Source organism: Pedobacter terrae, assembly GCF_036946585.1.
In the GTDB taxonomy this organism is placed as follows: domain Bacteria; phylum Bacteroidota; class Bacteroidia; order Sphingobacteriales; family Sphingobacteriaceae; genus Pedobacter; species Pedobacter terrae_C.
Window position 1 is genome coordinate 91629 of record NZ_JAQIIV010000016.1, and the last position, 14988, is coordinate 106616.

At 39.5% G+C, this 14988-nt stretch carries 7 protein-coding genes; all 7 read left to right on the plus strand.

All coding sequences use genetic code 11. The features are described 5' to 3' along the window. The first annotated feature begins 13 nt into the window (after positions 1-13). Positions 14-2353: a S9 family peptidase gene (locus PGN18_RS17930; RefSeq protein WP_335320971.1), complete on the plus strand. Its 2340-nt coding sequence runs from the start codon at positions 14-16 to the stop codon at positions 2351-2353. A gap of 187 nt (positions 2354-2540) precedes the next feature. Then, on the plus strand, positions 2541-3032 hold the full coding sequence (locus PGN18_RS17935; RefSeq protein WP_335320972.1) for a DUF6265 family protein: 492 nt from the start codon (positions 2541-2543) through the stop codon (positions 3030-3032). Positions 3033-3059: 27 nt separating this feature from the next. Beyond that, the gene (locus PGN18_RS17940) at positions 3060-3845 is read left to right on the plus strand and encodes an NIPSNAP family protein (RefSeq protein WP_335320973.1); all 786 of its coding nucleotides are present in this window, start codon (positions 3060-3062) and stop codon (positions 3843-3845) included. A gap of 336 nt (positions 3846-4181) precedes the next feature. After that, positions 4182-8309 carry a hybrid sensor histidine kinase/response regulator transcription factor gene (locus tag PGN18_RS17945; protein WP_335320974.1) on the plus strand — a complete coding sequence of 1376 codons (4128 nt, stop codon included), beginning with the start codon at positions 4182-4184 and terminating at the stop codon, positions 8307-8309. 227 nt (positions 8310-8536) lie between these two features. Next, on the plus strand, positions 8537-11704 hold the full coding sequence (locus PGN18_RS17950; protein ID WP_335320975.1) for a SusC/RagA family TonB-linked outer membrane protein: 3168 nt from the start codon (positions 8537-8539) through the stop codon (positions 11702-11704). Positions 11705-11709: 5 nt separating this feature from the next. Then, complete coding sequence (locus PGN18_RS17955; RefSeq protein ID WP_335320976.1) at positions 11710-13410, plus strand: RagB/SusD family nutrient uptake outer membrane protein; 1701 nt, start codon at positions 11710-11712, stop codon at positions 13408-13410. Positions 13411-13432: 22 nt separating this feature from the next. Next, entirely contained in the window at positions 13433-14956 is a 1524-nt protein-coding gene (locus tag PGN18_RS17960) for a glycoside hydrolase (RefSeq protein ID WP_335320977.1), read from the plus strand. Positions 14957-14988: the final 32 nt, after the last annotated feature.

Below are 14988 nucleotides of genomic sequence, written 5' to 3' on the forward strand. Positions count from 1 at the left end.
TAAAATCTGAAAAATGCCTGCAAAGCAGGAGTACTATATTTACTACAAAAAATCTGTAATGATCATTTGCGCAACCGCTAAAAAATCAATAGCCTTTATTCTACTCAGTTTTGTTTCTGTTCAACTGCTGGCACAGCAAGCCAGGTTACAACCGTATAAACCTGATGCTGCCGAAGTAGCAGCCGCTTACCAATTGTCGTTAAAAATGGATACTACCTTACGTAATATTCCAACCAATAATGATATTACTCCTTACTGGAAAAAAGATGGCAGCGCATTTTGGTATAAAAAGAATCTCCCTAACAAAACATGGGAATATTATTATGTAGACGCGGCAACGGGTAAACGTCAAATTGCATTTAACCACAATAAACTTGCGCAAAATATAGAAAAAGTTACTGGTAAAAAACAGAATCCGTTAAAAATTGATCTTGCGGCGCTGTATTTTGCCGATCAGGGTAATACTGCAAAATTAAAAGTTTCGGATAAATGGTATCAGTTAAACCTGAACGATTATAGTTTAATCAATACAAACGATAGCAATATTTTTCGTTACAATGCCAAGCGACCCTTACAACTACGCAGATCGCGCTGGCAAGGATCTCGCGAATCCAAAAAATCGCCTGATGGCCAAAGTGAAATCCTAATCCGCGGGGGCAACCTATTTGTAATCGATTTGGCCACAAAGACAGAAACCCAGTTAAGCACCGATGGTAATGCTAATAAACCTTATGGAGCCTTTGAATGGGCGCCTGATGGTAAAAACATCGTTGCCTATAAAATCGATCCGAAAGAAATTAAAAATGTGTATTATGTATTGAGTTCTGTTCCGGGTACTACACGTGGCGAACTGAAAACAAGAGAATATGCGCAGCCCGGCGATGACTTTACCGCTTATCAGCCCTATGTTTTTAACGTAGCAAAAAAAACGGCTATTAAAGTAGATGCAGAGCCGATTGATTTCTTTGATGCACCTGAACTTCATTGGCGCGGAAATAACAGCAGATACTATACTTATGAAAAGGTAGACCGCGGTCACCAGCGTTTCAGGGTAATTGAAGTAGACGTTTTAACAGGAAAAACCAGAAACATTATCGACGAGAAAACCAAAACCTTCATTTATGAAAGTCGCATTTATACCAGATACCTGCCTAAAACAAATGAAATATTATGGACAAGTGAGCAAGATGGCTGGCAACATCTTTATCTGGTAAACGCCTTAACAGGCAAGCAGCAGTTAATTACAAAAGGGAATTATGTGGTTAGGGATATTGATAGTGTAGATATTGTAAAACGCCAGATATGGTTCAGGGCAAATGGTATGCATGCTGATGAAGATCCTTATTTTATCCATTACTACCGGATTGGTTTTGATGGAAAAGGGCTGGTAAACCTGACGCCCGAAAAAGGTAATCATAATCTTAGCTTTTCTCCTGACCGCAAATATTACATCGACACCTACTCTCAGGTAAATGTACCACCAGTAAGTGAATTAAGGCTTACGGAGAGCACAAAAAAGGTAAGCGAAATAGAACATGGAAAAACAGACGCCTATTTAGCTACAGGGGTTAAGCTGCCCGAAGTATTTGTGGCCAAAGGTAGAGATGGTAAAACCGATATCTGGGGCATTGTTTGCTTCCCTTCAAAAATGGATCCGAACAAAACTTACCCGGTTATCGAAAATATTTATGCAGGTCCTCATGACAGTTTTGTGCCTAAAAGTTTCCTACCTGCCAGTGAAATGCAGAGTATTGCCGAACTCGGTTTCATAGTGGTGCAGATTGATGGAATGGGCACGGCCAACCGTTCCAAGGCTTTTCATGATGTATGTTGGAAAAATATAGCCGATTCGGGATTTCCCGACCGGATATTATGGATGAAAGCCATGGCGGTTAAATACCCGAATGCGGACATTTCGAAAGTAGGGATTTATGGCACTTCAGCTGGTGGACAAAGCTCAACAGGTGCATTGTTATCTCATCCTGAATTTTATAAAGCTGCCGTTTCGGCCTGTGGCTGTCATGATAATCGCATTGATAAACAATGGTGGAACGAACAATGGATGGGCTATCCGGTAGGCCCACATTATGGCGAACAATCTAATATTACCAATGCCGGTAAATTACAAGGCAACTTATTTCTGATTGTTGGCGAAGCCGATGAAAATGTACCACCAGAATCGACCTATCGACTTGCTGATGCGTTGATCAAAGCCAATAAAAATTTTGATATTTTAAGTATTCCAGGCATGGGACACAGCGATGGTGGTGTTTATGGACGTAGGCGTAAACGAGATTTCTTTGTGAAACATTTACTAAATGCTGAGGCTCCAAATCCGAATATTTCAAAGTAGTGTTGGTTTATTAGTCATCAGTTTACTGGTCATTTGGTTGATTGGTCATTGGCTTACCGGTCATTGATTGATTAGTCATTAGTTCATTCGTAATCGAAAACCGAGTTGCAAATTGCCAACTGTTAACTAATAACTACATACTGAAAATTGAACATAATTAGTTATTTTAGCTGTAACAAACTATGCTATGAAAAATAACTTTTTGATTTTGGCTTTCTTATGTTCTTCTGTCTCTGCTTTTGCACAGGTAAAGAAAGCTGCAGTAAAAGATTTGGCATTTATATCTGGAACCTGGGTACAAAAAAGTGACTGGGGTGATCTGGAAGAATTTTGGAGCGAGCCAAAGGGCGAAAGCATGATGAGTAGCTTTAGATGTGTTAAAGATGGGAAAGCCTTGTTTTACGAATTTGTGGTCATTGAATTGGAAGAAAGCTTGCCTGTGATGAAGATGCGACATTTTAATCGCGGAAATGTAGCCTGGGAAGACAAAGAGAAACCCTTACTCTTCCCATTGGTAAACTTAGAAGGAAAACTCGCTGTTTTTGAAATGAAAGATAAATCCGTGCGGTTAAGTTATCAGTTGATGGCTAAAAATAAATTAAGGGTAGTGTTGGAAGAAAAGGATAAAAATGGTCAGCTGAAAAAAGATATTTTCAGTTTTACCAGAAAACTTTATTAATTTTCCATTTTAACAATCAATCCTAATATGTTGCCGAAAATCAAAATACCTCATCTGTTTTTGCTTATCCTTTTATTTTGTGCATTTACTGCTCATGCCTCAATAGATTTCTATCAGATCAAAATTTACCACCTGAAAACCGATGCTCAGGAAAAGACAGTAGACGATTATTTGCAAAAAGCATATTTACCTGCATTACATCGCAATGGAATTGCCAAAGTTGGGGTGTTTAAGCCAATAGTTAGTAATCAGACGGAAGTTACCGAAAGGCTGGTTTATGTATTTATTCCATTAAAATCTCTTAATGGAGTTTTGGAATTGGATAAAAAGCTGGCAAAAGATAAACAATACGCTGTTGATGGTAAGACCTATCTGGATGCAGTTTACAGCGATGCCCCTTTCGAGCGCCTGGAATCTATTATATTAAAAGCTTTTGAAGATGCACCACACTTCATGCTACCCAATCTAAAATCGCCGATGAAAGAAAGGGTGTATGAATTAAGAAGCTACGAAGCTCCAACAGAGAAATATTTTCAGAATAAAGTTCAAATGTTCAATAAAGGTGATGAGATCGGTTTATTTAAAAGACTAAATTTTAATGCCGTATTTTATGGAGAGGTTATTGCCGGAAGCCGTATGCCCAACCTGATGTACTTAACCACTTTCGAAAATAAAACCGATAGAGATGCGCATTGGAAGGCTTTCTCGGCTGATGATTATTGGAAAAAATTATCGGCCATGCCAGAGTATCAGCACAATGTTTCTAAAAACGATACTAAATTTGTGTACCCAACAGACTACTCAGATTTTTAAAGAAGGATTAAAATTTAACACGGTCGTCAGGGTGACGGTTTCATGGTGATGATTGCATGGGCTTAGCTGGAAATATAAGTTCTCTTAACTCCGTGCAAATCTGTGCCTCCCCGTCTGAATGGTTGGGCAGGCGTGACAAAAAGTAATGCAAGCCAGATAGATCCTGAAATACCCTTCCGACTGGCCGGGCGGAAGTTCAGGATGACGATTGCATGGTGAGGATTGGATGATGACGATGGCCGGGTAACCATCGCAGGAATTGAACTATACTTTGGCAAATCGTATCTTTACAGCCGCTAACCGATTTTTCAGCTTCCTATCGGTTTGCCTTTTTTAATGATGAAATTGATTAAAGCATTTGGTTTTACTTTGCAATGCATGCTGTTTTTTAGTGGCATTAATGCACAGGTAACCAATCAAACTGCTATTCCGGCACATTATGTGCTTAAAACATATGGTATTAACGATGGTCTTCCATCTAAAAATACCACACTTGCGTTAAAAGATAAAAGAGGTTTTGTTTGGATAGGTACAGAAAACGGCCTCTGTAAATTTGATGGTTATTCTTTTAAAATTTATGTAAACATTGCAGGCGATAGCACCTCTTTAACCAACAACTACATCAATGCGATGGTAGAGGATAGCCATGGCATTTTTTGGGTGGCTACCATGAATGGCCTAAACAGATTTGACCCGATTACCGAGAAATTTGAACGCTTTTATCATAAAGAAAACGATAAAACATCGCTTAGCAATAACAAAGTATGGTCTTTACTGATCGATAAAACAAATAAATTGTGGGTAGGTACCGATGACGGGTTTAACCTTTACAACAACCAATCAAAAACTTTTAAAGTTTATCAGCCCGATCCTAAAAATGCATATGCCATTAAAGGAAAGTCGGTTAATGCGATTGCTGAAGATTCATCTGGCAATTTATGGCTGGGCAATTGGAGCAATGGACTTAATAAATTCGATCAAAAAACGAAGCGGTTTACCAATTACATGCAAAAGGAAATCGCCAATCAAAAAAATCCAAACGACATCTGGACCCTTAGCATCGACAGTGAGGGCATGATCTGGATTGGGTGTTATTGGAAAGGTGATCTTTTCCGTTTTGATCCCAAAAAGGAAATGTTCAGTAGCTATGCCAGTGGGACAATAGGTAACGCTTCTATATTTAATGTTCTAAGCTTAGGCGCCGGTAAATTATTGGTTGGTGGTAGTGCCGGGGTATTTTGGGTAAATACAAAGCTTAATAAATGGGAGAAAATTGATAATCTCGAATTTTTTGCCAATGGGAGTTTGTATCGTGATAAAACCGGAATGATCTGGATCTGCGGAAAAAATGGACTTAGCAAGATAGATTTTAACCAATACAAATTTAATTTTATATCAATCCCTTTCGGACAGGCTGAAATCAAATCAATCATTAGCGATGAGGGTAATTTTTGGTTGGGTACCAACAAAGGGCTGTATAAATACAATTTAAATAACCGTTCCCTTGCGAGACTTTCGCACAGTAATGACTTGAATAGTTTATCCAGTAACGATATTATCAACCTTTCTGTTGATTTAAAAGGCGATTTATGGGTAATGAGCGAGAATGGATTTGACCGGTATAACGAAAAGGAGAAGAAGTTTATACATCACCATCATCGTTCTGCATTGGGCAGTTTTTTTAATGAAGATGTTTTTAGAGATCTGATAGAAGTAAACGATGGCGAATATTATTTGGCTACTGACGCCGGCTTAAAAATCTATAACGATAAAACCAAAACTTATACGCACTACTATAATGACCCGAAGAACTTAGGCTCGTTGAGTAATAACCATTTATACTGCCTTTTAAAAGATGCACAAGGCAATATCTGGATAGGCACCTATGGAAGTGGTCTGAGCCGATTTAACCCAAAAACCAAAAAGTTTACTAATTATAGGATTGATAATTCAAAAAAGGGGGGGATTAGCAATAACATTGTAATTGGCCTTTATAGGGATTCGCGTCAGAATATTTGGGTCTGCACCCGCGATGGACTGAATAAATACATCGCTAAAACGAATACTTTCGAAGTATATTCAAAGCAAAATGGTTTTGCAAGCAATGTTTTTACCGATCTGGTGGAAGATAACAATGGCAAGTTATGGGTAACTACTGAGCAAGGTATTTCCTTTTTCGATCCGGTATCTAAAACAGTTAGAAATTACGATGAAAAGGACGGTGTTTATGCCAATGAGGCCATTTGTAAAAATGAAAAAGGCGAAATTTTTGTGGCAGGCAATAAAGGCATCGTATATTTTAATCCACAACAACTTAAGTCCAATAAGCAGGCTCCTGCCGTTTACTTTTCTGATTTTTCGATTTTTAATAAACTGATACTTCCAGGTGAAGACTCTCCTTTGAAATTGCCTGTTTACATGACGAAAAGTATTACCCTGCCATACGATCAGAGTGTGCTTTCATTCGGTTTTGTGGCCCTTAACTACACACTGTCGGAGAAAAACCAGTATGCTTATTTTCTTGAGGGTTTTGATAAAAAATGGAATTATAGTGGTAGCGAACACAAAATAACCTACACCAACTTAAATCCCGGTAAGTATACTTTAAGGGTCAGGGCATCAAATAACGATGGCATTTGGAATATGACCGGAAATTCGCTACAGCTCATTATTACGCCTCCCTGGTACCGTACCTGGTGGGCTTTCTGTTTGTATGGTTTAGCTTTCTTTGGTATGGTATACGCTTATCTTAAATATCGTGAGTACCAATCTAACTTGAAATTTCAGATTAAACTGGCGCATATAGAAAGCGAAAAAGAAAAGGAGCTAAGCGAGAAGAAACTGTCTTTTTTTACTAATGTATCGCACGAATTCCGCACACCGCTTACCCTGATTATCAATCCGGTTAAAGAACTTTTGTGCAAAAACGATAATAATGTTGATACAACGGATTTAAATATCGTTTACCGCAATGCAAAGCGACTGCTAAGTTTGGTAGATCAGCTATTGTTGTTTAGAAAAGCAGATACTTATGGCGGAAAATTGAAGGTGGCGCCGGTAAATCTGGTGAATCTATGTAAAGAGGTATTCCTTTGCTTCATTCACCAGGCAAGGTCAAAAAATATAACGCTTGACTTTAGTTGTACCGAAGAGATGATTGCTTTTTACGCCGATCGGGAAAAAATGGAGATCGTGTTTTTTAACCTGCTTTCAAATGCAATAAAGTTTACGCCAGAAGGCGGGACGGTGAAGATGATTGTTGATAATAGCCATGAAAATGTAATCATTAGTGTTGAAGATTCAGGCTGCGGCATCATGGATGCGACTGGAGAAAAACTGTACGAAAAGTTTTATCAGGATCCAGGCAATAAATCAGCCAAAGGTGGTTTTGGCATTGGTTTGTATCTGGCTAAAACTTTTGTTGAAATGCACGGAGGCAATATAAACTATACCAGTACGGAAAATAAAGGAACAACCTTTAATATTACTCTACTACGGGGCTTAAGTCATTTTAAAGACGCTGTTATCTTACAGGAAGCGTTAGTTGATACCGAATCTTCCCTATTTAAAGAGTTGATAGAAGATGAGATCAGTGCCAACAAAGTTGTAGAAGCTGCTGAGGGGCAGGTAATCGCTAACCAGCTCACCATTGATTCAAAAAGCATGCTTATCATTGATGATAATGTAGAGATCAGAGCATACCTTAAACAGGTTTTTAAAATGGATTATCATCTTTATGAAGCCCCCAATGGAGAACAAGGTTATGAAATGACCAAAGAGCTGTTACCTGATATCGTGATCTGCGATGTGATGATGGATGGTATAACGGGCATAGAACTTTGTAGTAAAATAAAAGAAGATGTTTCCATTTCTCATATTCCAATTATTTTACTTACCGCCATTTCAGCACCAGAGGTTAAGCTTAAAGGTATAGAAGGTGGGGCCGACGATTACATCAGTAAACCTTTTGATAAAGATTTTTTAAAAGCAAGGGTAGCCAGTATATTAAAGAGTAAAAATGTCCTGCAAAAGTACTTTTATAATGAAATTACACTCAACTCAAACCACATCAAAATCTCTGCAGAATATAAAGAGTTTTTAGATAACTGTATCCGCATTGTAGAAGAACACCTTACTGATCCCGATTTTACTATTGATACCTTATCAACCTTACTCGGGATGTCGAGATCTAATTTATACCGTAAGATAAAATCCATTTCAGGTCAGTCTGCCAATGGCTTTATCCGTTTCATCAGGTTGAGGAAAGCGGCCGAAATTTTTATCAATACCGATAAAACCATTCAGGAAACTTCGTACCTGGTGGGCATTACTGATCCAAAATATTTTAGAGAGCAGTTTTATAAGTTATTCAATATAAATCCATCTCAATATATTAAAAAATTCAGGAAGACCTTTTCAAATCACATCCAGTTAAACACAACAGGCAAGAAAGGTAAACTATAAGAGACTTATTCTTCATTTCTTCAAAATATGCGATAAAACCATATTTGAGCCATATTTCGGTCTGTTTACCCCTTAAATTTGGATTGTTTGTACCCTTTTTATATGTTTTGTTAGCACTACTTTAGTCCCCTACAAAGCGGTTCTATCACTATAAGATCTAATAACAGAATCCTGTTATCTAACGTATAGATCTGATCTGCTAACCAAATATTAATGTGCAAACCAAAATGAGAAAAAAAAATCTGAAGGAATTTTCGCCTTTAAAATTCTTTAAAATTAAAGCATTGGCTTTTCTATTAATCTTATCAATTAGTTTACCGGTAACCGCCTCTTCCTTTTCTGTATTGGCAGAAAAAATAAAACTGGCGCGTGAGATCGTGGTAACGGGTACGGTAACCAACGAAACCGGGGCTACGTTTCCGGGAGTAGCGGTTAAAATTAAGGGAACTGAAAAAGCGGTTCAAACCGATGCAAAAGGTAAATTTAGCATTAGTGTAGCGTCTGCAACGGATGTACTTGTTTTTTCTTACGTGGGCTACACCAGTCAGGAGCAAATAGTTGGCGATAGAACAACCATTAATGTTCAGCTTGGCTCCGATACCAAAACACTAAACGAGTTAGTGGTGGTTGGTTACGGAACCCAAAAGAAAGCAACCCTTACCGGATCAATATCACAGGTAAAAGGGGCCGACTTGGTGAAAAGTCCGCAACCTAATCTATCCAATTCATTAGCTGGCCGTTTTTCTGGCGTAGTGATTAACAATAGAAGCGGTGAGCCAGGTTATGACGGATCCAACATCACGATCAGGGGTTTGGCTACTACCGGAAGTAATAATGTGCTCATTGTTGTAGATGGAATTCCGGGACAAATTGGTGGACTGGAACGTTTAGATCCCAATGATATTGAAAGTGTTTCGGTATTAAAAGATGCCTCTGCAGCCATCTATGGTAACAGAGCGGCTAACGGGGTTATTTTAGTAACCACTAAAAAAGGTAAAACAGGTAAACCCACTATCAATTATAGTTTTAACCAGGGTTTTAGCTCGCCGACGAGATTGCCTAAAATGGCCGATGCCGCAACCTATGCGCAGATCATGAACGAAATCAACTTCGATTCTAACCCATCAGGCGGACTTAATCAGTCTTACACGGCAGATCAGATCGAAAAATTCCGTAACGGTTCCGATCCCTTGTTATATCCGAATACCGACTGGATTGATCAAACGTTAGAAAAAACAGCTTTACAGAGTCAGCATAGCCTTTCTATCAATGGTGGTGGTCAGGATGTAAAGTATTACATGTCGCTAGGAACGGTTTCTCAGAACGGCTTGTATAAAAATGGAGTAACTAAATATAACCAGTACAATTTCCGTACTAATGTAGATGCAAATGTTTCTAAATACCTTAAAGTTGGTTTGTCAGTATCGGGCAGACAAGAAAACCGTTTGTTCCCTCAGGTAGGAGCTGGCGATATTTTCAGGTCTATTTACCGGGCAAAACCAATTGTAGCTGCATATTATCCAAACGGTTTACCCACAACTGGGATAGAAAATTCCAATCCTGCGGTGCAGGTTACCGATATAGGTGGAACCAGTAAATCGCCAACACAGGTTTTGAATGGTATCTTAAGAGCTACTTTTATTATTCCTGGTGTTGAAGGCCTTTCTGTTGATGGTTTCTTCTCGGCGGATAAATCCAATGTATTTACCAAAAGCTTTAACAAACCCTATCTGTTATATCAATACGATCCTACATCTCAAACTTATAACAGTGTAATTACAGGTGGCAATAACCAAAAAGCTACGCTGACCGAAAGCCATAGAAATGAGTCGTTGCTTACATCAAATATCAAGTTGAATTACGCACGTCGTTTTAACCTGCACGATATTAATGCATTTGTGGGTTATGAGCAAAGCGAAAACCACTTAGAATACTTCGATGCGCAACGTTTTAACTTCCTTTCTACTTCGCTGCCCGAACTTTCGCAGGGCGGTACTGCCGCTACCGATTTTCTAAACTCGGGTTACAGCACAAACTATAACCGCCGAAGCATCATTAGTCGCCTGGCTTATAGTTATGATGATAAATATCTTTTTGAAGGTCAGTTGCGTGTTGATGGATCATCAATTTTTCCTCAGGGCAAACAATATGGATATTTTCCTTCTGCATCTGTGGGATGGGTGATGTCAAAAGAAAAATGGTTCAGCGATAACGTTAAGTTTGTAGATAACTTAAAAATCCGTGCCTCATACGGTGCATTGGGTAATGATAATGTAAACGGTTTCCAGTATTTTGATAATTATGTACTGGTAGGTAACGGTTTTGTGGCCAGAGATGCAAGCAATGCACTCACCATACAGCCCGGTGTAAACCTGGTTAAACTGGCCAATCCAAACATTACCTGGGAGGTAGCCAAAAAGCTTGATATTGGTATTAATGCCACGGTGTTTAAAAACTTTAGTATTGAAGCCATTTATTTCCAGCAAAAAAGATCTGATATTTTAACCACCCGTAATGCCTCACTGCCAGGTTCTTCAGGTATCGTTAATCCATATGGATCTGATCCGCTGGTACCATCAGAAAATATCGGTAAAGTAAATAACGCTGGTTTCGAAGCTACTTTAGGTTATAACCATAATGGCGAAAACTTTAAATGGAATGCATCGGGCAACATTACTTACGCTAAAAGTAAAGTAATTTTTATTGATGAAGCCAGTGGAACATTGGATTATCAGCGCCAAACAGGAAGACCATTAAATGCTAACCTGTTATATAATGCTATAGGTATATTTAGAACACAACAGGAATTAGATGCATACCCACATGTTAGCGGCGCCAAAGTTGGTGATCTTAAATACCTGGATTACAATAATGACGGTAAAATTACTGCCGATGACCAGACCAGAACGCCATATAGCAACATCCCGCAAATTACTTACGGCTTTACACTTGGTGCTTCCTACAAAAACTTCGATTTATCGATGGTATTAGCAGGGCAAACCCAGGTTAGCCAGTATGTTTTGCCAGAATCGGGTAGTGTAGGTAACTTTTATAGCAGTTGGGCCGATAACAGGTTTAGTGCAGCAAACCCGAACGGGACTTACCCAAGGGTTACCGACCGCGCTTCTAATGCCATTAGCGGTGGACAGTTTAATAATACCTTCTGGTTAAATGATGCCTCATTTTTAAGGCTTAAAAATGTAGAGCTTGCCTATAACATTAAGGCCAGTTTCTTAGAACGCATTAATGTTTCAGGAGTGAGGGTTTATGCCAGTGCCTTTAACTTATTTACGATTTCTAAAGTAAAAGACTACGATCCAGAAGGAACCAGCGGTAGCGGTCAGTTTTACCCGCAACAACGCATTATTAACCTGGGCGCCAACATTAAATTTTAATCATCATGAAAAACAAATCACTATATATAACACTTTTAGGCCTATCCCTTATTTCAGGGACTATAGCGGGCTGTAAAAAAGAATTTTTAAATGTAGAACCAACAGACCGGATCTCCACAACCGCTATAGAAACCGATACGGCTGTTCTTGAAGCCTACGTAACCAACCGCTATATTGGCACCAGATTACAGGAAAAAGAAGCTGACGGATCTGCTCCGGGTTTCGGCAGAGGTTTCGAATATAGCATGTGGAGCTCTTTTACAGATGAATCTGTTTATAATAATGATGATGCGACCTGGTTAATCCAGAGGGGGCAACTGGCTCCTGAAAATTTAGGAAGTGCCGGTGTATATTGGGGAAGGAGTTACAAAAGCATTAGAGAGTGTAATTATGCTTTGGGCGTGCTTAGTAAAATAAGTATGAGTGCAACACATAAAAAACAATTGGTTGCAGAGCTTAAGTTTATCAGGGCTTTCCGCTATCAGGATTTGATCCGGAATTATGGCGGTATCGTGTTAATGGGCGATAAGGTAACTAACCTGACAGATGATTTGCAGGATCCGGCATTGTTTCAACGCGCTTCGATAAAAGAATCTATAGATTATGTAGCTGCTCAGCTAGATCAGGCCGCGGCAGATTTACCTTTGGATAATAGCGGCAGCTGGTTTGCGGGGAGGGCGACAAAAGGGGCAGCATTGGCACTTAAGTCGCGCTTGCTCCTGTATGCTGCAAGTCCATTGTATAATGCAGGTACCTGGCAGGCAGCTGTTACAGCAGCTCAGGCGGTGATCTCTCTAAATAAATATGGAATATACACCGGTGGCTATGCAAACCTGTTTTTAATTGACCAGACCAATGAAGTTATTTTTGCAAGGTTGTTTACCAAAAATGCTAACCACACGCATTTGGAAATTGCAAACGGACCTAACGGTTATGGCGGCTGGGGCGGAAATTTACCGATGCAGAACCTGGTAGATGATTACGAAATGGCCAACGGAAAATCGATTACCGATCCTACCTCTGGTTATGATAGCAATCAACCTTACAAAGGCCGAGATCCGCGTTTTGCAGCAACTATTTTATATAATGGTGCAGCATACCGTGAGCGCAATGTAGAAACTTTTGTTCCGGGAGGAAAAGACAGTAAAGATGGAATTGATAACTGGAATACCAGTAAAACCGGATATTACCTTAAAAAATATATGAATGATGCCTATCCATTGCAAAATCCATGGGGCAATGCAGGTTTTCAACCATGGATTTATTTTAGATATGCAGAAATTTTGCTTAACTATGCTGAAGCGGCAAACGAAGCTTACGGACCTGATGCTGTCCCTTCAGGATCGACAATGTCGGCCAGACAAGCCATCAATATGGTAAGGGCAAGGCCAGGTGTTAATATGCCCGAATTGGCTGCCGGCCTTACGCAGACACAGATGCGCGATGCGGTTCGTTATGAGCGTAGGGTAGAGCTTGCTTTCGAAGAACATCGTTTTTATGATGTAAGAAGGTGGAAAATTGCAGATGTAACCGAAAACAAACCTGCAGGCGGAATGATCATCACCAAAACCGCTACTGGTTTTACCTATACGCCTAAAGTTGCTTTAGATGGACGCAAGTTCGAAACCAAACACTATTGGTTACCTATACCTAGAGCCGAAATTTTAGCATCAGGAGGTAAATTGCAGCAAAACCCGGGTTATTAATAAATAGAAATTAATTGTTTACATGTTAAAGTCATCCCTAAATCTCAACCATTTTTTGATCTGTCTGGCCTCATTTTTTTATGCTGGAACAACACTTGCACAAGAAACTATTTTAAAAATAGAAATAGATCCTGCCGTTACATTCCAAACTATAGAAGGTTTTGGTGCTTCTGATGCATGGACTTGTCAGTTTGCAGGTTTATGGCCGGCAGAAAAAAAGGATAAGATGGCCGATTTGCTTTTTAGTACCCAAACTACAAAAGCCGGGCAACCCCTGGGTATTGGGCTTAACATGTGGCGTTTTAGCATTGGTGGCGGTAGTGCCGCACAAGGTAAGGCAAGCGATATTGGCGACGAATGGCGTCGTCAATACGCTTTTTTGCAGCTTGATGGTACCTATGACTGGAACGCAATGCCAGGACAAATCTGGTTTTTAAAAGCAGCACAAAACCGCGGTGTAAAACAGTTTGTCGGCTTTGTAAATAGTCCGCATGTACTGTTTACTAAAAACGGAAAAGCCTATTCTACAGATGGAAATTGTAACCTGAATTTTGATAAACTTCCTCAATTTGCCGATTACCTGGCTACGACGATTAAAGGAATAAAAAAAACAACCGGAATTGAACTAAATTACCTTAGCCCGGCAAATGAGCCACAGTGGAAATGGAATGAACACAACCAGGAAGGCTGTCCGTACAACAATACCGAACTTACTCAATTGTACAGGGGTGTTAATACTGCTTTGGTTAAAAACCAGCTTAAAACCAAAATACAGATAGGAGAGGCCGGTCAGCTTGATTATTTGTACAATAATGGAAATGCTAAGAAGGGAAACCAGGTAGATCAGTTCTTTAACCCGGCATCGCCCAATTATGTAGGCAACCTTTCTCATATAGATCAATCTATTTCCGGACATAGTTATTTTACCACCAGCCCCGAAGAAAAGTTTATTGCTGTCCGTAAAAAAACGGCTGAAGCAGTAGCACAAATAAAAGGTCTAAGATATTGGATGTCTGAATATTGTGTGCTGGGTGATGAGGTGCTTAAAGGCGAAAAACGCGACCTGGGCATGGTGACAGCGCTTTTTATTGCGAGGTTAATCCATCATGACCTGGTAATATCCAACGCAACTTCATGGCAGTGGTGGCTGGCCGTGTCAGCCGGCGATTATAAGGATGGTTTGGTTTATATCGATAAAAATAAAACAGACGGGCAGGTTTATGATAGTAAACTGTTGTGGGCATTTGGTAATTATAGCCGTTTCATCAGCGCTGGCAGTAAACGCCTTCAGGTTAAAACAATAGGGGCAGATGTACCTCAGGTTAATGTATCCTCTTATCTGCAAAACAAAAAGCTCGTAACGGTAGTGGTTAACCCTACAGAAAATGATCTTGATCTGGATATAGAGGTAAAGGGGAATAAACAACGTGCTGTACAAACCTATGTTACTTCAGATCAATACAATTTATCACCCTATAAACAATATAGGGATACCAAACAGGTAGGTATTCCTGCTAAATCTGTAACAACCGTAATCAGCAATTAAACCTGATTAATTTGAAATTATAACATCACTCA